15 protein-coding genes are annotated in these 17656 nt (G+C 69.0%); 10 read left to right on the top strand and 5 right to left on the bottom strand.

The genetic code is table 11. From position 1 onward, the window contains the following. Window positions 1–9: 9 nt before the first annotated feature. From ACZ5MJ_RS15340 to ACZ5MJ_RS15350, 3 genes are all read right to left on the bottom strand, one after another. Complete coding sequence (locus ACZ5MJ_RS15340) at window positions 10–1599, bottom strand: L,D-transpeptidase family protein (RefSeq protein WP_464220474.1); 1590 nt, start codon at window positions 1597–1599, stop codon at window positions 10–12. 83 nt (window positions 1600–1682) lie between these two features. Beyond that, window positions 1683–2300: a LuxR C-terminal-related transcriptional regulator gene (locus ACZ5MJ_RS15345; protein WP_464223734.1), complete on the bottom strand. Its 618-nt coding sequence runs from the start codon at window positions 2298–2300 to the stop codon at window positions 1683–1685. A gap of 286 nt (window positions 2301–2586) precedes the next feature. Continuing rightward, on the bottom strand, window positions 2587–3654 hold the full coding sequence (locus ACZ5MJ_RS15350) for a CaiB/BaiF CoA transferase family protein (protein WP_464220476.1): 1068 nt from the start codon (window positions 3652–3654) through the stop codon (window positions 2587–2589). A gap of 304 nt (window positions 3655–3958) precedes the next feature. Between ACZ5MJ_RS15350 and ACZ5MJ_RS15355 the strand changes: the two genes are divergently transcribed. Next, the gene (locus ACZ5MJ_RS15355) at window positions 3959–4399 is read left to right on the top strand and encodes a universal stress protein (protein ID WP_464220478.1); all 441 of its coding nucleotides are present in this window, start codon (window positions 3959–3961) and stop codon (window positions 4397–4399) included. Window positions 4400–4448: 49 nt separating this feature from the next. Here ACZ5MJ_RS15355 and ACZ5MJ_RS15360 read toward each other — a convergent pair whose 3' ends face one another. Then, window positions 4449–5495, bottom strand: a complete 1047-nt coding sequence (locus tag ACZ5MJ_RS15360; RefSeq protein ID WP_464220480.1) for a serine/threonine protein kinase — start codon at window positions 5493–5495, stop codon at window positions 4449–4451. A gap of 18 nt (window positions 5496–5513) precedes the next feature. Next, complete coding sequence (locus ACZ5MJ_RS15365; protein ID WP_464220482.1) at window positions 5514–7112, bottom strand: DEAD/DEAH box helicase; 1599 nt, start codon at window positions 7110–7112, stop codon at window positions 5514–5516. Between the two features lie 299 nt (window positions 7113–7411). Between ACZ5MJ_RS15365 and ACZ5MJ_RS15370 the strand changes: the two genes are divergently transcribed. The 9 genes from ACZ5MJ_RS15370 to ACZ5MJ_RS15410 all read left to right on the top strand — a co-directional run bounded on the left by ACZ5MJ_RS15370 (window position 7412) and on the right by ACZ5MJ_RS15410 (window position 17636). Beyond that, entirely contained in the window at window positions 7412–9097 is a 1686-nt protein-coding gene (locus ACZ5MJ_RS15370; protein WP_464220484.1) for a ClcB-like voltage-gated chloride channel protein, read from the top strand. Window positions 9098–9219: 122 nt separating this feature from the next. Further along, the gene (locus tag ACZ5MJ_RS15375) at window positions 9220–9615 is read left to right on the top strand and encodes a hypothetical protein (protein ID WP_464220486.1); all 396 of its coding nucleotides are present in this window, start codon (window positions 9220–9222) and stop codon (window positions 9613–9615) included. A gap of 93 nt (window positions 9616–9708) precedes the next feature. Further along, entirely contained in the window at window positions 9709–11061 is a 1353-nt protein-coding gene (gene miaB, locus ACZ5MJ_RS15380; protein WP_464220488.1) for a tRNA (N6-isopentenyl adenosine(37)-C2)-methylthiotransferase MiaB, read from the top strand. 44 nt (window positions 11062–11105) lie between these two features. Then, entirely contained in the window at window positions 11106–12104 is a 999-nt protein-coding gene (locus tag ACZ5MJ_RS15385; RefSeq protein ID WP_464220490.1) for a PhoH family protein, read from the top strand. Next, window positions 12105–12851 carry an rRNA maturation RNase YbeY gene (gene ybeY / locus ACZ5MJ_RS15390; protein ID WP_464220492.1) on the top strand — a complete coding sequence of 249 codons (747 nt, stop codon included), beginning with the start codon at window positions 12105–12107 and terminating at the stop codon, window positions 12849–12851. It abuts the gene before it with no gap. A gap of 133 nt (window positions 12852–12984) precedes the next feature. After that, a complete protein-coding gene (locus ACZ5MJ_RS15395) occupies window positions 12985–13872 on the top strand; it encodes an HlyC/CorC family transporter (protein WP_464220494.1) in 888 nt (295 codons plus the stop codon). Beyond that, window positions 13869–15479 carry an apolipoprotein N-acyltransferase gene (gene lnt, locus ACZ5MJ_RS15400; protein WP_464220496.1) on the top strand — a complete coding sequence of 537 codons (1611 nt, stop codon included), beginning with the start codon at window positions 13869–13871 and terminating at the stop codon, window positions 15477–15479. The genes ACZ5MJ_RS15395 and lnt overlap by 4 nt, the downstream gene beginning before the upstream one ends. A 577-nt stretch (window positions 15480–16056) precedes the next feature. Next, the gene (gene glyQ / locus ACZ5MJ_RS15405; protein ID WP_464220498.1) at window positions 16057–17007 is read left to right on the top strand and encodes a glycine--tRNA ligase subunit alpha; all 951 of its coding nucleotides are present in this window, start codon (window positions 16057–16059) and stop codon (window positions 17005–17007) included. Then, complete coding sequence (locus ACZ5MJ_RS15410; RefSeq protein ID WP_464220500.1) at window positions 17004–17636, top strand: hypothetical protein; 633 nt, start codon at window positions 17004–17006, stop codon at window positions 17634–17636. The genes glyQ and ACZ5MJ_RS15410 overlap by 4 nt, the downstream gene beginning before the upstream one ends. Window positions 17637–17656 lie beyond the last annotated feature (20 nt).

Raw genomic sequence — 17656 nt, forward strand, 5'->3', positions numbered from 1 at the left:
GGTGGCGCCTCAGTGCATGGTGCCAGAGGCGCTTACGATAGCTGCTTGCCGGGGCCTTCCGTTGCGTTGCTGCAGTGCCTTGTCCAGCAATTTGTCCTGATCGTAAATGTCAGCCAAGAAGGATACACGACCGTCGGCGCGCGCAATGACCGTGCCGTAGGCCAGCACCACCGGCAGGGGCTGCTGCAGGCGTACCGTGTTGGACTTGCCTCGGGTCATCGCTTCGCGGATCCGGTTCTCGTTCCAGTCCGGCATATCCTGCAACACGAACTGCGCCAACGCTACCGGGGCTTCCACGCGGATGCAGCCGTGGCTGAAGTCGCGCCGGTCGCGCTTGAACAGCTGCGGCGAAGGCGTGTGGTGCAGGTAGATATTCTCGTTGTTGGGGAACACGAACTTGATATCGCCCAGCGCGTTCAGCGGTCCCGGCCGCTGCCGGATGCGCATGCGGCCGTTCAGCACCGCGTCCAGGTTCTCGTCGGACAACGTGGTCACCGCCTTGCCGTCGCCGGTCACGAACTCCAGGCCCTGCTGGTTGAAATAAGCCGGGTCGCGGCGCAGGCGCGGCACTGTCTCGCGCCGCGCGATCGACGGCGGGATGTTCCAGTACGGGCTGAATTCGATATACCGCATGTTCTCCTCGAACAACGGCGTACGCGTGTCCAGTGCCTTGCCGACGATCACCTTCATCTCCAGCTTGATGTCGAGCTTGCCGTCGCGGATCTCGTAGGCGCGCAGCATGAACTCCGGCACATTGACCACGACCATGCGCGGGCCGTCCAGCGGGGTCCAGCGCAGGCGCTCCATGGTCAGCTCGATCTGCCGCACGCGGCTGGCGATGGGCAGGTTGAGCTGCGCCAGCGTGCCCGCGCCGATCACGCCGTCGGCCTCAAGGCCGTGGCGCGACTGGAACGCCTTGACGCCATCGACCAGCGCGCCTTGGTAACGAGCCGGCGCCTCGGTGCCCGCGGGCAGGTCGCCCAGCGCGACCAGGCGTGCGCTCAGCGCGGCGATACCCGCCCATGGCTGGCCAGGTGTCAGCCTGCTTGCCGGCAATGGCGGCAGCGGCTCTAGCCAGACCGGCTGCTTCGCGATTTCGCGATATCGGGCCAGGGCCTCGCGCAGCGTGCCGTAGAGCGGGAACGTGGGCGCTGCCTGGCGAATGGCATCGGGCAAGCGGTGCTGGGCGACGGCGTCGCGCAGCCAGGTGGCGGCATCGAAAGGATGCGCCGCCTGCGGGGCGAAGTTGGCATGGACCGTGCGCGGATTGATGCGTCCGCCGTGCAGGTCGGCCAGCATCCGCTCCATGGCGGCGCTCAACGCGCCATCCAGGCGCGCGGCGGCGTCGGGTGGCAGCGCCGGCCCGCTGGCGGCCTGGGTCACGGCCTGGCGCAAGGCGTCGGCGTCGTAGTCGCGCGGATCAAGGCCGTCGGCGGCGGCCGCGGCCAGCGCATCGACCGCCTGACGGGCTTCCGGCACCGGGCGGCCCTGTTCAAACCACATCGGTTCGTTGGCGAACGCCGGCATGGCAAGCCACGCGGCGCAGGCAATCGCGGCAGCGCCCAGGCGGCGCACAAAGGCATTCAGAGGCTGGGGCATCGGACGGATAGCTCGGCTTCGTCACACATGCCCACAGTCTACCCGCGATGTTGGCGCGGCGCGGCAAGCCCTTCACGCGGCGCTCACCACACCAGCTGATGCCGGCGCGCATAGTCCACCATCTCCACCAGCGAGCCGACATTGAGCTTGGCCATGATATTGGTCTTGTGCGTGCTGACGGTCTTGCTGCTGATCAGCAACTGCGCCGCGATCGACTTGTTGGAATGGCCGCGCGCCAGGTATTGCAGGATGGTGATTTCGCGGTTGCTCAGCCGCGGCACGCCGATGTCGTGCTGCTCGCCGAGCTGGCGCACGGTCTCCAGCGTCTGCATGGGAAACACCAGGTAGCCGCTCAGCACACCGCGCACGGCCTGCATCACTTCGGCCAGGCCGCGCTGCTTGACCACGAAGCCGTGCGCGCCGGCCCGCAGCGCCCGCACCGGCGCCTGCGTGGCGTCGGTGCCGGACAGCACCAGCAGCGGCACGGTGGGCAGCATCGCCGAAATCCGCCGGACAAAGTCGATGCCGGGATTGCCGAAGCGCTCGACATCCACCAGCACCAGGTCCGGCCGGTGCTCGCGGGCGAGGCGGAAACCTTCCCTGACGCCGTCGGTTTCCAGCACCTCGCCCGGCTCCAGCACGGCGGCAAGTTCGGCGCATAGCATGGCGCGGAACTTCGAGGGTTCGTCGACGATCAGCACATGCTGCAATTCGAGGCTCCTTAACAACTGGCGATGGACTGGCTGTGCCAAGGTTAAGGGGCCGGCAGGATCTTGAAGCGCCGAATCCTCGCTGCGCAGACGCAGCAAATTCTGCACGAGGGTCAGGCTTTTCCTTCAATGACGCGGTCCGCGTCAGGCGCCGGCGGCGTCGAGCACTTCACTCAGCTTGCGGCTTGCATCCAGTGCCGCGGGGAAACCGCAATAGACCGCGCTGTGCACCATCAGCTCGCGCAGCTCTTGCAGAAACGAGGCGCCGCGGCCCGGGTCATTCCGTGCCGGCGGGCAGGAAGCGCGGCGCCGGCGCCGAGCGCGGCACCTCGCGCTCGCCCTGCTGGTACAGCCGATAGGTGCCGCGCGCCTGGTTATGCGGATGGCGCGCGGCCTCGTCCAGCGTCAGCACGCGCGCGAAGCACACGTCGGTGCCGCCCAGCACCGACTCCCAGTGCGTGCTCGGTTGGGCGGCGATGCACGCGGCAATGCGCGCCTTCACCGCCGGCCACTGGGCGCGGTCGTATTGCGCGGACGGGTCGATGTCGGTCAGTTCGAGCCGCTCGAGCAGTTCGCGGTAGAACTGCGGCTCGAGCGCGCCCAGCGTGATGGCGCGGCCGTCGGCGCAGCGGAACACGTCATAGAACGGCGAATCATGGAACGGGCTGGGCTGCGGGCCGCCCAGCGTGCCGGCGGCGCGCGACACCTGCACCAGCGAGCCGAGCATGGCGACGATATCGGTGATGGCGGCGTCCACCACGCAGCCCTCGCCGCTGGCGCGCGCGCTCAGGATGGCGCTGGTGATGCCGAAGGCCAGGCCGAGCGCGCCGGTGGCATCGCCCACCACGGTCGGCGGCACCATCGGCAGGGCATCATCGCGCGCGGCCATCGACAGGAGGCCGGTCAGCGCGATGTAGTTGAGGTCGTGGCCCGCGCTCTGCGACAGCGGGCCGGTCTGGCCCCAGCCCGTCATGCGGCCGTAGACCAGGCGCGGATTGCGCGCGTGGCAGGCCTTGGGGCCCAGGCCAAGGCGCTCCATCGCGCCCGGGCGCAGCCCTTCGATCAGCGCGTCGGCGCCTGCCACCAGGTCCAGCGCGGCGGCCACGTCCTCAGGCGCCTTCAGGTTCAGCTGCACCACGCGCTTGCCGTGCTCAAGTTCCATGTCGGGCGGCACGTCCTGGCCACGCAGGATGCGGCGGGCATCCGGCGCGACCGGGCGGGTGACCAGCGTGACCTCGGCGCCCAGGCCGGCCAGCATTGCACCGCACAAGGGGCCGGGGCCGATGCCTTCGAATTCCACTACCTTGATACCGCGCAGGGGCAGCAGGTTGCCACGCTCACTCATGATCGTCGTCTCCGGAATTGCCGCTCGCCCGCGCCATGGCCGGGAGGCGGCTTGCATTGTGGTATGGGGATCGTCGTGCCCGCCGTGGGGCTCGGGAGCATGCTACGCGCCACCGTGTTGCCGGGGCAATGGCCAAATGCTTCAGCCGGATTGACGGATTCCGACAGCCGGCCGGATAGTGTCCCGTTCCGACTTGATCTAAGTCGGGTCCTGGCAGGACACTAGGTGGCATGATGGTTCCAGATGGCGTTGCCGCCTCATGGCCGCACCGCCTGCCGATAGCCCCCATCCAGGAGATTCCCCCATGACCAATATTGTGCTCGCTACCGATGGCTCGGCCTTCAGCGACGCCGCAGCCCGCTTTATCGTCGAAGGCAAGCTGCTGCAGAGCGGCTTCACCGTGCACGTCGTGCATGTGGCACCGGAAGTGAGCGGCCAGGTGCGCGCCTTCGTCAGCAAGGAAACCATCGACGACTGGCACAAGGAGGCCAGCGACAAGGCCATGGCCGCAGTCTGCGACATCCTGTCCGCGGCCAAGGTGCCGTTCGAGCGGCACCCGTTGCATGGCTTCGCGCCGGAACGCATCGTCGGCTATGCGCGCTCAGTCGACGCCGCCGCCATCGTCATGGGCACGCATGGCCGGGGGGCTTTCTTCGATGCGGTGATCGGTTCGGTGGCGGGCCGCGTGCTGGCCCAGGCCGAGTGCGCGGTGCTGCTGGTCAAGGCGCCGGAAAAGAAGAGTTAAGCCAGCAGCAGACGGCAGGTGCCTGAATGGCGCCGCCGCCCGGCAAGCCTCAAGCGCCCCACAGGGGCGCTTCGTCCATCAGCGCGACCTGTTCGCGCAGTTCCAGGATGCGGTCCTGCCAGTAGCGCGCCGTGCCGAACCACGGGAACGCGGCCGGAAAGGCCGGATCGGCCCAGCGGCTGGCCAGCCAGGCGCTGTAGTGCAGCAGCCGCAGGGTGCGCAGCGCCTCCACCAGCCACAGTTCGCGCGTCTGGAATTCGGCGAAGTCTTCATAGCCGGCGACGATGTCGGCCAGCTGGTCCTGCATGGCCGCGCGGTCCCCTTCGAGCAGCATCCAGATGTCCTGGATCGCTGGCGCCATGCGGCTGTCATCGAAATCGACGAAATGCGGGCCCGGCGCGCCATGGGTGCCGCCACGGGCGTCGTCCTCGCCGATCCACAGCACGTTGCCGCGATGGCAGTCGCCATGGGTGCGCAGCAGCCGCACCTCGCCGGCACGCTCATAGCAGCGGCGCACGCCGTCCAGTGCCAGGTCCGTCACCGACTGCCAGGCGGGCAGCAGGTCGGCGGGAATGCAGCCGCTGGCAAGCAGCCAGTCGCGCGGGGCAATGCCGAAGGTATCGAGATCGAGCGCCGGCCGCGCCTGGTAGGGCCGGGTTGCGCCCAGCGCGTGGATGCGGCCGATGAAGCGGCCGAGCCAGGTCAGCGTGTCGGAGCGGTCCAGCGCAGGCTCGCGGCCGCCGCAGCGGGGGAAGACCGCGAAACGGAAGCCCGCGTGATGCAGCAGCGTGCCGGCGTCGCCCGGCGCCAGCGCCATGGCCGGCACGGCCGGGACCTCGGCATCGGCCAGCTGTTGCACGAAGGCGTGTTCTTCCAGGATGGCCGCGTCGGTCCAGCGGCCCGGGCGGTAGAACTTGGCGATGACCGGCGTGGCATCTTCGATGCCCACCTGCCAGACGCGGTTCTCGTAGCTGTTGAGCGCCAGCAGGCGCCCGTCGGGGCGCAGGCCGGCGCCTTCCAGCGCGTCCAGCATCAGCTCCGGCGTCAGGCCGGCATAAGGAACGCCGGAATCTGCCGGGGCGTCGGACCTATGCATGGTGTCGGCCTGGCCCGCTCAGCGCGCCGGCTTGCGGTTGCCGCCGAGCAGCGCGGCCTGCGGCGCCGGGCGGCGATTGCGTGCCGGTGCCGGGGCGGCGTCTTGCGGCTGGCGCGCGGGCTGGGCCGCGGCCCGTTGCTGGCGTGCCGGCTCCTGGCCGTCGCGGCGCGGAGCGGGATTGCGCGCACCGCCGGCGGGCTGGGCGCCACGGTTGCCGTTGGCTGCGCCGTTGCCGCGCTGGCCGCCATCAGCGGCACGCATGCGCGGCTGGCCGCCCTGCGCTTGTCGCGGCCCGCCCTGCGCTTCGCGCGCGGGGCGCTGGCGCTGGGCGCCCTCGCCGTCGTTGCCGGCCGGGCGTGCCTGGGCGCGTCCGCGGCCCTGGCCCTGGCCCTGGCCCTGGCTCTGGCCACCGCCGCCGCGTTGCTGGCGGCCCTTCTGGATCGGCTCGGGCGCGATGCTCGGGTCCACTTCGAAGCCCGGCAGCACGGTCTGCTCGACCTTGCGCTTGATCAGGCGTTCGATATCGCGCAGCAGCGCCAGCTCGTCCACGCAGACCAGCGAGATCGCCTCGCCCTCGGCGCCGGCGCGGCCGGTGCGGCCGATGCGGTGCACATAGTCCTCGGGCACGTTGGGCAGGTCGAAGTTGACCACGTGCGGGAGCTGGTCGATGTCGATGCCGCGCGCGGCGATATCGGTCGCCACCAGCAGCCGCAGCGTGCCGGCCTTGAATTCCGACAGCGCGCGCGTGCGCGCCGACTGGCTCTTGTTGCCGTGGATCGCCAGTGCCGACAGGCCGTCCTTGGTCAGCTGCTCGGCCAGGCGGTTGGCGCCATGCTTGGTGCGCGTGAACACCAGCACCTGGTGCCAGTCGTGCTGGCGCACCAGGTGGGCCAGCAGTTCGCGCTTGCGCTCGCGGTCCACCGGGTAGACGCGCTGGTCCACGGTTTCGGCGGTGGTATTGCGCCGCGCCACCTCGATCGAGGCCGGGTTGTTCAGCAGGCGGTCGGCCAGCGCGCGGATATCGTCCGAGAACGTTGCCGAGAACAGCAGGTTCTGGCGCTTGGCCGGCAGCACGTTGAGGATCTTGCGGATATCGTGGATAAAGCCCATGTCGAGCATGCGGTCGGCCTCATCCAGCACCAGCAGCTCGACCTGCGACAGGTCGATGGTGCGCTGGGACACGTGGTCCAGCAGGCGGCCGGGCGTGGCCACGACGATCTCGACACCGCGCTTGAGCTGCTCGATCTGCGGATTGATGCCGACGCCGCCGAACATCACCATCGAACGCAGGCGCAGGTATTTGCCGTAATTGCGCACGCTCTCTTCGACCTGGGCGGCCAGCTCGCGCGTGGGGGTCAGCACCAGCGCGCGCACTGCGACGCGGCCCGGACGCTGCGCGCCCTGGGCGGCGCGCGCCGCGGATTCGGACAGCAGCTGCAGCATCGGCAGCGTAAAGCCGGCGGTCTTGCCGGTGCCGGTCTGTGCGCCGGCTAGCAGGTCGCCCCCCTTGAGGACGGCGGGAATCGCCTGGGCCTGGATGGGGGTCGGCGTGGTGTAGCCCTGTTCGGCTACGGCACGCACAATCTTGTCGGACAAGCCGAGTTCAGAAAAAGACATGAATTGCTGCTTGGGCCATCGCTGCGCACGCGGTGCGCCAAACGCCGGATGGCTCCTGGTAATCGGAACAGAATCGGAACGCGAACGCCGGGAAGCCGGCCTGGCAGGGCACCGGCCCGCCCGCGAAGGAAAGAGCGGTAGTGTACCAGTCCGGGACAAGCGGGTTCTGCACCGGATTCGGCCCCGCATGCGTGCCGGCGCACATCGGGTCCGAACAGGTGGCGCTGCGCTATCATGACGACCTCTGCCCGCCCCATCTCAGCTCCCGCACATGTTCCGCATGTGCCCGGAAAGCCGCCATGCGCTTGCGTTTCCTCGAAGACCAGGAAGTCACCCTGTTCGCGGCCATCCCGGTCGGGATTGTCGCGGCCATCGCCACGACGCTGTTCAAGGAGGCGCTGGAAGGCGCGGGCGTGGTCCTGTTTTCCAGCCATGCCGACGTGGTGGCCGTGTTTGCCACGCTGGCGCTGGCATGGCGCGTGGTGGTGCCGGCCGTGGGCGGCGCGCTGGCGGGCGGCCTGCTGGTACTGGCCAATCGCCTGGCGGGCAGCCACGGCGGCGCCACCGACTACATGGAAGCGGTAGCCAACGGCAGCGGCCGGCTGCCGGTGCGCATCACCCTGCTGCGCGCGCTCTCGTCGTTCTTCTCGATCGTCAGCGGCAGCTCGGTCGGCAAGGAAGGCGCGATGATCCAGCTGGCGGCGCTGTGCGGATCGCTGTTTCCGTCGACCCGGCTGGAGCGCGGCGGCGGCTCGAACATGCGCCGCATGCTGACCGCCTGCGGGGCCGCGGCGGGTCTTGCCACGGTCTACCACACCCCTTTCTCCGCTGCCGTTTTCGTCGCTGAAGTGGTGTTCGGGGCGCTCGCGGTGCAGCGCCTGATGCCGCTCTTCCTGGCCTCGGTGGCCGGCGCCATGGTCAGCCAGTGGCACGGCGGCCTGCAGCCGCTCTACCCCGGCCTGGATATCGCCCCCGACCTGCGCCCGCACATCCTGCTGGCCGCGGCCGCGCTGGGCGTGGGCGCCGGCATCGCGGGCGCGCTGTTCATGCGCGCGGCAGGCTTTGCGCGCAGCCGCTTTGCAACGGTGCCTGGCGGCCCGGTGGCACGGCTGACGCTGGGCGGCGCGCTGGTTGGCGTGCTGGCGATGGCGGTGCCCGAGGTGGTCGGCAACGGCTACTCCACCATCCAGACCATCCTGCAGGAGCAGCCGCTGAGCGTGCCGGTGGCCGGCGTGCTGCTGGCCAAGCTGGCGGCCACGGTGATCAGCATGGGCTCGGGGGCGGTCGGCGGCGTGTTCACGCCTTCGCTGTTCGTGGGTGCGGCCCTCGGCCAGTTACTGGCGATCGGCATGCACGGAACGGCGGCCGGTGCGGCGCCGCTGCTGCCGCTGGTGGGCATGAGCGCCTTCCTGGCCGCCACCAGCCAGGCGCCGTTGATGTCGGTACTGATGGTGTTCGAGATGACGCTGGCGCCCGCGCTGCTGCTGCCGTCGATGATCGGCGCGGTGGCGGCGTACTACACCGCCTCGCGCTGCCAGACGCTGTCGCTGTACAGCGTGATCGCCGAGCGCGCGCAGGCCTCGGCCGCGGCCGAACATGCCCGCACGCTGACGCTGGCCGGGCTGTGCGACCCGACCGATACGGTGCTCGACCCGAACGCTACGCTGGCGGCCGCCGCCGACAAGTTTGCCGAGGCCGGCACGCGCTACCTCTACCTGGTGGCAGCGGACGGCCGCCTGATGGGCGCGCTGTCGATCCATGCGCTGCAGCGCGCCCAGCGCGAGGGCGCGCCGGACGACGTGCTGGCGCTGGCCGAGCGCGACTTCCCGGCGCTTACGCCGGACTCGCGGCTGCGCGACGCCCTGGCGGTGTTTGCCGAGCACGGCATCAACCGCATCCCGCTGGTCCGCGACGGTGCCGGCCGCGAACTGATGGGCACGGTGTCCAAGCAGCGTGTGCTGCAAGAGGCATCCTGCCTGTTCTGAGGCTGGTCGCCCCGGCGTACCAGCCAGGCCCCGGGCGGGGTAAAATGGCAGGTTGCGCCCGCCTTCGGGCCGCCTTCGGGCCATTTCCCAACCGCTTCGCCCTATTTGTCGGAGTTCTCTCCATGCCAGCAGGTCGTGATGCGCGCCTTGAGGCGCCGGAGTCCGTGCCACCCAAGCGCACGCGCAAGCTGTTGGCCGGGCTGGCCTGCGGCGCTGCCTTGCTGCTGGGCGCGGCACGCGCGCTGGCGCAACCGGTGCGCGTGATCCCGGACGATGCCCAGGCGGCCAGGCTGGTCGTTGCCACGCCGTCGGCCGGTGCGCCGCAGACGGCCACGCTCGATGGCAAGACCGTCGGCGTCGCGCCGGGCCTGCGCCTGTTCGGCACCGACAACCAGCTGCTGGCCAGCGCCGCGGTGGCGGGCCAGAAGCTGCCGGTGCGGTACCAGCTGGACCTGTACGGCCAGTTGCTGACCGCCTGGGTACTGAGCGAGCCGGAACAGAAGGCGCTGAAGAAATAATCGTGACCCCGGAAGTGCGACCGGCGTGCCCCGCGCGCCGGCCGTGTTGTTGCAACACCCTGATGCCCCCAGGTCAACCACTGAGATCGGCATATGAAGAAAGTTTTCGTCAAGACGTACGGCTGCCAGATGAACGAGTACGACTCGGACAAGATGGTCGACGTCCTCAACGCCAGCCAGGGGCTGGAACCCACTGACAACGTCGAAGACGCCGACGTGATCCTGTTCAACACCTGCTCGGTGCGCGAAAAAGCGCAGGAGAAGGTGTTCTCGGAGCTGGGCCGGATGAAGGCGCTCAAGGCCGTCAAACCCGACCTGGTGATCGGCGTGGGCGGCTGCGTGGCCAGCCAGGAAGGCGCCAGCATCGTCTCGCGCGCGCCCTATGTCGACGTGGTGTTCGGCCCGCAGACGCTGCACCGCCTGCCCGACCTGATCGCGCGCCGCCAGAGCACCGGCCAGTCGCAGGTGGATATCTCCTTCCCCGAGATCGAGAAATTCGACCACCTGCCGCCGGCGCGCGTGGAAGGCCCGAGCGCCTTCGTCTCGATCATGGAAGGCTGTTCCAAGTACTGCAGCTACTGCGTGGTGCCCTACACCCGCGGCGAGGAAGTGTCGCGCCCGTTCGAGGACGTGCTGGCCGAGGTCGCAGGCCTGGCCGGGCAAGGCGTGCGTGAAGTCACGCTGCTGGGCCAGAACGTCAATGCCTACCGCGGCAAGATGGGCGACACCACCGAGATCGCCGACTTTGCGCTGCTGATCGAATACGTGGCCGAGATCCCCGGCATCGAGCGCATCCGCTACACCACCAGCCACCCGAAGGAATTCACTTCGCGCCTGGTCGAGCTGTATGGCCGCTGCGACAAACTGGTCAACCACCTGCACCTGCCGGTGCAACACGCGTCCGACCGCATCCTGATGGCGATGAAGCGCGGCTACAGCGTGCTGGAGTACAAGAGCATCATCCGCAAGCTGCGCGTGCTGCGCCCGGACATGTCGATGTCGTCGGACTTTATCGTCGGCTTCCCCGGCGAGACCGATGCCGACTTCGAGAAGCTGATGGCAATGATCGAGGAGATCGGCTACGACACCTCGTTCTCGTTCATCTTCAGCCCGCGCCCGGGCACGCCCGCGGCCAGCCTGCACGACGACACCCCGCACGAGGTCAAGCTGCGCCGGCTGCAGCGCCTGCAGGCCACCATCGAGGAAAACGTGCAGCGCATCAGCCGGAACATGGTCGGCACGGTGCAGCGCATCCTGGTGGAAGGCCCGGCGCGCAAGGACCCGACCGAGCTGCACGGCCGCACCGAGAACAACCGCGTGGTCAACTTTGCGCTGCCCGGCGTGCCGCAGGCCGGCCGCGACCGGCTGGTCGGCCAGTTGGTCGATGTCAGCATCACGCAGGCGTTCCCGCACTCGCTGCGCGGCGAGATCGTGGTGCGCCAGTAATCCAGCCAGTATTCAGCCAGCCCCCAGCGAGGCCATCGCCAACGATGAAAATCCCTTCCGCAGAATTCGTCGCTCCCAAGGACGACAACACCCGGCTGCAGAACCTGTGCGGGCCGCTCGACGAAAACCTGCGCCAGATCGAGCAGGCGCTGGATGTGAACATCCAGCGCCGCGGCCACCGCATGACCATTCGCGGCAACAACGCGCAGGACGCCGCGCTGGCGCTGGAGCGCTTCTATAACCAGGCGCGCACGGCCCTGTCGATCGACGACGTGCAGCTGGGCCTGGTCGAGACGCGCCAGCTCTCCGCCCACGGCAGCTACCTGCCCGGCAATGGCGACGATGTCGAGGCGCGCGAGATCGGCGACGAATCGCCGGTGCTGCACACCCGCCGCACCGGCCTGCAGGGCCGCACCGTGGCACAGCGCGACTACCTGCGCAATATCCTGTCGCACGACCTGACGCTGGGTGTCGGGCCGGCCGGCACCGGCAAGACCTACCTGGCGGTGGCGTGCGCGGTCGATGCGCTGGAGCGCGACGCGGTCAAGCGCATCGTGCTGACGCGCCCGGCGGTGGAAGCCGGCGAGCGCCTGGGCTTCCTGCCCGGCGACCTGGCACAGAAGGTCGACCCCTACCTGCGCCCGCTCTACGACGCGCTGTACGACCTGCTCGGCTTCGACCGCACGCAGAAGATGTTCGAGCGGCAGATGATCGAGATCGCGCCGCTGGCCTATATGCGCGGGCGCACGCTGAACCACGCCTTCATCATCCTGGACGAGGCGCAGAACACCACGCCCGAGCAGATGAAGATGTTCCTGACGCGCATCGGCTTCGGCTCCAGGGCGGTGATCACCGGCGACATCACCCAGATCGACCTGCCCCGCGGGCAAAAGAGCGGCCTGGTGGAAGCGCAGCACGTGCTGCGCGACGTGCGCGGTATTGCCTGCACCCGCTTTACCAGCATCGACGTGGTGCGCCATCCGCTGGTGGCGCGCATCGTCGATGCCTATGACGAATACCACGCCCAGCACAAGGACGCGTAATTGAAACCGCAGAAATCCAACTCTTCCGGCGTCAGCCTGACCCTGTTCGATAACGAAGGCCGCGCGCGCAAGAGCGCCGCGCACGCGCTGCGCGTGCAGCTGCCCGACGGCCGCAGCCTGACGCTGGACCTGTCGCAGGCCGCCGACGGCGTGGTGGCGCTGCTGGCCGAGCACACCGACACCAACCAGCAGGCCGGCCTGCTGGTGCGCCCGGACAACCATGACGCGCTGTCGGTGGCCGTGACCGCCACGCCGCTGACCACCACCACCGGCACCCCGGCCACGCCGCCGGCGCTGGAGCTGGACGTGCAGCACGGCGACGGCGTCGGCAAGGGCAATGGCCTGCCGGCGCGCCGCAAGATCGAAACCTGGGTCAAGTCGGCGCTGTACGCCGATGCCGCGCTGACCATCCGCTTTGTCGGCGAAGAAGAAGGCCGCACGCTGAACCGCACCTATCGCGGCAAGGACTACGCCACCAACGTGCTGACCTTTGCCTATGCCGAGAACGAGGCCGACCCGGTCACGGGCGATATCGTGCTGTGCTGCCCGGTGGTGGAAGCCGAAGCGCGCGAGCAGCGCAAGCCGCTGGAGGCGCACTATGCCCACCTGATCGTGCACGGCGTGCTGCACGCGCAGGGCTACGAGCACGAGGAAGACGCCGAGGCCGAGGAGATGGAAGCGATCGAGACCGAGACGCTGCAGTCCCTGGGCTACGCCGACCCTTACCGGGACGACCGCGCCGCGTGATCCCCCTGTCACAGGCGGCGCCGACCGAGCGCCGCCTGCAGCACATTGCAGTACCAGCCGCCGCCCGCCGTCACGGGACGGTCAGGCTTTTAGTGTATCCTTCAGACGATCTCCACCACGCGCTCGCCGCGAAATGAACGACCCCTATCCCAGTTCGAAGCCCGCTTACCTGAAGCCGGCCGATCGACCCAGATCGCTGCTCGAACGCCTGTCAGACCTGATTTCCCCCGAGCCGGACACCCGCGCGGAATTGCTCGAAGTGCTGCAGGAAGCGCATGAGCGCAACCTGATCGATGCCGACTCGCTGTCGATGATCGAGGGCGTGTTCCAGGTCTCCGAACTGACCGCAGGCGACATCATGGTGCCGCGCGCGCAGATGGATATGGTCAATATCGCGGACGCCCCGGAGGCGTTCATTCCCTTCATGCAGCAGACCGCGCACTCGCGCTTCCCGGTCTACGAAGGCAGCCGCGACAACATCATCGGCATCCTGCTCGCCAAGGACCTGCTGCGCTATTACACCGATCCCGCCTTCGACCTGCGCGAGACCCTGCGCCCGGCGGTGTTCATCCCCGAATCCAAGCGCCTGAACATCCTGCTGCGCGAGTTCCGCATCAACCGCAACCATATCGCCATGGTGGTCGACGAGTACGGCGGCGTGGCCGGGCTGGTGACGATCGAGGACGTGCTGGAGCAGATCGTGGGCGATATCGAGGATGAATTCGACCTGGACGAAGACCAGGACAACATCCTGCCGATGCCCGACGGCAGCTGGCGCGTGCACGGCCTGACCGAGATCGCGCAGTTCAACGAGGCTTTCGGCACCGCATTCTCCGATCACGATGTCGACACCGTGGGCGGGCTGCTGTCCAACCATGTGGGCCACGTGCCCCACCGCGGCGAAATCATCACCCTGCCGCCGATCCGCTTCGAGGTGCTGCGCGCCGACGCGCGGCAGGTGCACCTGCTACAGGTGCACCGCGAATCCAACGCTGACAGCGCGAGCGCGGCCGGCGCATGAAGCGTTCCGCCCCGATCCTCAACGGCGCCGCCGCTGCCGACGCCGGCTCGTCGGGCGTGCCTGGTACGCGCGCACGTTCGCGCACCGCGGCCGTGGCGCGGCTGCTGCTGGCCGGCGTGCTCGGCGTCGCCCACACCCAGGCCTTTGCCCCACATGACTGGTGGTGGCTGCAGATCCTGTCGCTGGCCGGCCTGGCCGCGCTGATGGCCGACGCGCCGCGCGCGCGCGCGGCCGCCGCCACCGGCTATGCCTTCGGGCTGGGCTGGTTCCTGTCCGGCATCTGGTGGCTCTATATCAGCATGCACGTCTACGGCGAGATGCCGGCGTGGATGGCTGCGCTGGCGGTGGTGCTGTTCTCGGGCTACCTGTCGCTCTACCCGGCGCTGGCCGGTGCGCTGTGGCATCGGCTGACGGCGCGCCTGCCCAGGGCCACGCTGCTGGCGCCGCTGGCGTTCGGCGCCGCCTGGGGCCTCAGCGAATGGCTGCGCGGCGTGGTCTTCACCGGCTTCCCGTGGCTGTCGGGCGGCTATGCCCATACCGACAGCCCGCTGGCGGGCTTCGCGCCGCTGGTCGGCGTGTACGGCATCGGCGCCCTGGCGGCCGCGGTGGCGGCGCTGCTGGCGGCTGCCGTGCGCGGACTGGGCCGAGGCGAACGCGGCCGGGCGCTGGGCGCATTGGCGCTGGCACTGGTGCTGCCCGCCGCGGGCGCGGCGCTGGCGCCGCTGGCCTGGACCACCCCCGCGGGCAAGCCGCTCTCGGTGCGGCTCCTGCAAGGCAACGTGGCCCAGGACATCAAGTTCGAGCCGGTCGGCATCCAGCGCTCGATCGAGCTGTACCGCGACATGATCACCGCCGCGCCGGCCGACCTGGTGGTGACGCCCGAGACCGCGTTCCCGGTCATCCTGCAAGACCTGCCAGTCGACGTGGCCGTGGCCGTGCGCGACTACGCGCTGGCCAGCGGCACCACCGTGCTGTTCGGCGCCGCGGGCGCCGATTCGCCGGTCGACTTCACCAACAGCGTGTTCGGCCTGGGCCCGGAAACCGAGCGCCTGTACCGCTATAACAAGCACCACCTGGTGCCGTTCGGCGAATTCATCCCGCTGGGCTTCCACTGGTTCGTGGACATGATGAAGATGCCGCTGGGCGACTTCCGCCGCGGCGGGCTCGACCAGGCGTCGCTGCCGGTGCGCGGCGTGCGCGTGGCGCCCAATATCTGCTACGAGGATCTGTTCGGCGAGGAAATCGCGCAGACGCTGCGCCAGCAGCCGGTGCCGGCCAACGTGCTGGCCAACCTGACCAACCTGGCATGGTTCGGCGACACCATCGCGCTGGACCAGCACCTGCAGATCTCGCGCATGCGGGCCCTGGAAACGCGCCGGCCGATGCTGCGCTCGACCAATACCGGCATGACCGCGGTGGTACGCCCGGACGGCTCGGTGCAGCAACGCCTGGCGACCTTCACGGTCGGCACGCTGGCGGCCGAGGTGCAGGGCATGCAGGGGCTGACACCCTATATCCGCTGGGGCAATGCGCCGGTGCTGGCGCTGTTTGTGCTGGTGCTGGGGATGGCGGCCTGGCGCGTGCGCAAGGTGCGCAGCACAGGCTGAGGGCACAGGGAAGAGCAGGCACCGGACGCGGCGGGATCGCCGCCGCTGGCCCGGTGCCGGTCGTGGCGCGTCAGGTCAGCGCCGGCCGGATCAGTTCAGCAGCCCGGTCGCCACGGACACGGTGGCCGCGGCGATCATGACCGCGATTGCGACCAGGTAAGGTTTGCGAGAAAGAAATGTCATGATCCCAAGTCCCCATCAATATCAGTTACCGACAAACGGCTACCGCGGTGCGTCCGGCAGCCGCCGTGCCCGCCATGCCGGCACGGACTGTCTATCGCAACACTCTGAAACGGGTTGCTGACTCGTACTGTATACAAAAACGTTATCGGCCAGCAGCGTCCAGACCTGAAATCGGCCTCAGTATTTTCCCGATGCGTTGCGCAGGACCGACATCGCCGCACCTCCTCCGGCATCGGTGCGTGCCCTATCCGCCCCCGGCAAACGGGGCGTCCCGCCAAAAAGCCGATAGAATTCAGGGTTTGGCAAAATCCGCATGCGGCGGCTCCGGCACGCGCTGCGCGGCCTGCATGCCGGGCGGGCGCAACCCCGCCCGGTGCCTCTACCTAGTCTTCATATGCTGACCTTCCAACAAATGATTCTGACCCTGCAGGCCTACTGGGACCGGCAGGGCTGCGCGCTGTTGCAACCCATCGATCTGGAGGTCGGCGCCGGCACTTCCCACGTACACACCTTCCTGCGCGCGATCGGGCCCGAGCCCTGGCGCGCCGCCTACGTGCAGCCGTCGCGCCGCCCGAAGGACGGCCGCTACGGCGAGAACCCCAACCGCCTGCAGCACTACTACCAGTACCAGGTGGTGCTCAAGCCCGCGCCGGAAAATATCCTGGAGCTGTACCTGGGCTCGCTCGAGGCGCTCGGCCTGGATCTGAAGCAGAACGACATCCGCTTTGTCGAGGACGACTGGGAGAACCCCACGCTGGGCGCCTGGGGCCTGGGCTGGGAAGTCTGGCTCAACGGCATGGAAGTGACGCAGTTCACCTACTTCCAGCAGGTCGGCGGCATCGACTGCAAGCCCATCACCGGCGAGATCACCTACGGCATCGAACGGCTGGCGATGTACCTGCAGAAGGTCGAAAACGTCTACGACCTGGTCTGGACCGAGTGGGTCGAGAACGGCGAGACGCGCCGCCTGACCTACGGCGACGTGTACCACCAGAACGAAGTCGAGCAGTCGACCTACAACTTCGAGCACAGCAACACCGAAATCCTGTTCCGCCATTTCGCCGAGCACGAAGGCGAGGCCAAGCGCCTGATGGGCAATGGCGAAGGCGCCGGGGAAGGCCAGGCCGCCGGCACGCGCCTGGCGCTGCCCGCCTACGAACAGGTGCTCAAGGCCGCCCACACCTTCAACCTGCTCGATGCGCGCGGCGCGATCTCGGTGACCGAGCGCGCGGCGTACATCGGCCGCATCCGCAATCTGTCGCGCCAGGTGGCGCAGGTCTACTACGACTCGCGCGAAGCCCTGGGCTTCCCGATGTGCGGCAACGGCGGCGGAGCCCGGGCATGAGGCTGCTGGCGCGCAGCGCGCTGTGCTGCGCCATGGCCCTCGCCGCGCTGGCCGCGGCGGGCAACGCCATGGGCGCGCGTGCGCAGGCGGCGCCCAGCGCGCAGGCGCTGATGCTGCCGGCCGAACTGAGCAACGTATGCGAGGCCGACCCGCAGGCGCTGCAGATGGCGATGGCGCGCCAATGGCGCCCGTCGCTGAACGCGCTCGACCAGTGGACGCAGCTGGTGCGCTCGTTCTCGTGCGACCTGTCCGGCCAGCGCGACCTGGGGTGGCACCGCGTGCCGCTGCGCGCCTATGAAAGCGCGATCCGCTACCCGCTGACCTGGGTGGAGATGGAAATCCACAACGGCCGCCCCCGCCGCACGATCAAGACGTACTACTCGGCCGCGCAACTGCCGCCGAAGATCGATTTCTGGGTGGGCGGGCGCATCGACGAGATCCGCTACGACAAGCGCCAGCGCCGCATCGACGTGCGCTTCCCGGCCGCGGGCAGCCGTGGCGGCGGCAACGGCGCGGCCAGCGCCGCGGCGGCCGCGCAATGCGCCTACACCACGCTGCAATTCCGGCAACAGAACGGCCTGTGGCTGCTGTCCGGAGTAGAACCTAATCTTTCGCCGCGCTGCTCATAAGCGGCGCGCGCCACAACCTG

The organism is Cupriavidus sp. LA-1, assembly GCF_055385985.1.

Bases quoted from the DNA above. Each gene is read 5' to 3' on its own strand.
- ACZ5MJ_RS15340 (WP_464220474.1), bottom strand. From the start codon at position 1,599: ATGCCCCAGCCTCTGAATGCCTTTGTGCGCCGCCTGGGCGCTGCCGCG.
- ACZ5MJ_RS15350 (WP_464220476.1), bottom strand. From the start codon at position 3,654: ATGAGTGAGCGTGGCAACCTGCTGCCCCTGCGCGGTATCAAGGTAGTG.
- ACZ5MJ_RS15355 (WP_464220478.1), top strand. From the start codon at position 3,959: ATGACCAATATTGTGCTCGCTACCGATGGCTCGGCCTTCAGCGACGCC.
- ACZ5MJ_RS15360 (WP_464220480.1), bottom strand. From the start codon at position 5,495: ATGCATAGGTCCGACGCCCCGGCAGATTCCGGCGTTCCTTATGCCGGC.
- ACZ5MJ_RS15365 (WP_464220482.1), bottom strand. From the start codon at position 7,112: ATGTCTTTTTCTGAACTCGGCTTGTCCGACAAGATTGTGCGTGCCGTA.
- ACZ5MJ_RS15370 (WP_464220484.1), top strand. From the start codon at position 7,412: ATGCGCTTGCGTTTCCTCGAAGACCAGGAAGTCACCCTGTTCGCGGCC.
- ACZ5MJ_RS15375 (WP_464220486.1), top strand. From the start codon at position 9,220: ATGCCAGCAGGTCGTGATGCGCGCCTTGAGGCGCCGGAGTCCGTGCCA.
- miaB (WP_464220488.1), top strand. From the start codon at position 9,709: ATGAAGAAAGTTTTCGTCAAGACGTACGGCTGCCAGATGAACGAGTAC.
- ACZ5MJ_RS15385 (WP_464220490.1), top strand. From the start codon at position 11,106: ATGAAAATCCCTTCCGCAGAATTCGTCGCTCCCAAGGACGACAACACC.
- ACZ5MJ_RS15395 (WP_464220494.1), top strand. From the start codon at position 12,985: ATGAACGACCCCTATCCCAGTTCGAAGCCCGCTTACCTGAAGCCGGCC.
- lnt (WP_464220496.1), top strand. From the start codon at position 13,869: ATGAAGCGTTCCGCCCCGATCCTCAACGGCGCCGCCGCTGCCGACGCC.
- glyQ (WP_464220498.1), top strand. From the start codon at position 16,057: ATGCTGACCTTCCAACAAATGATTCTGACCCTGCAGGCCTACTGGGAC.
- ACZ5MJ_RS15410 (WP_464220500.1), top strand. From the start codon at position 17,004: ATGAGGCTGCTGGCGCGCAGCGCGCTGTGCTGCGCCATGGCCCTCGCC.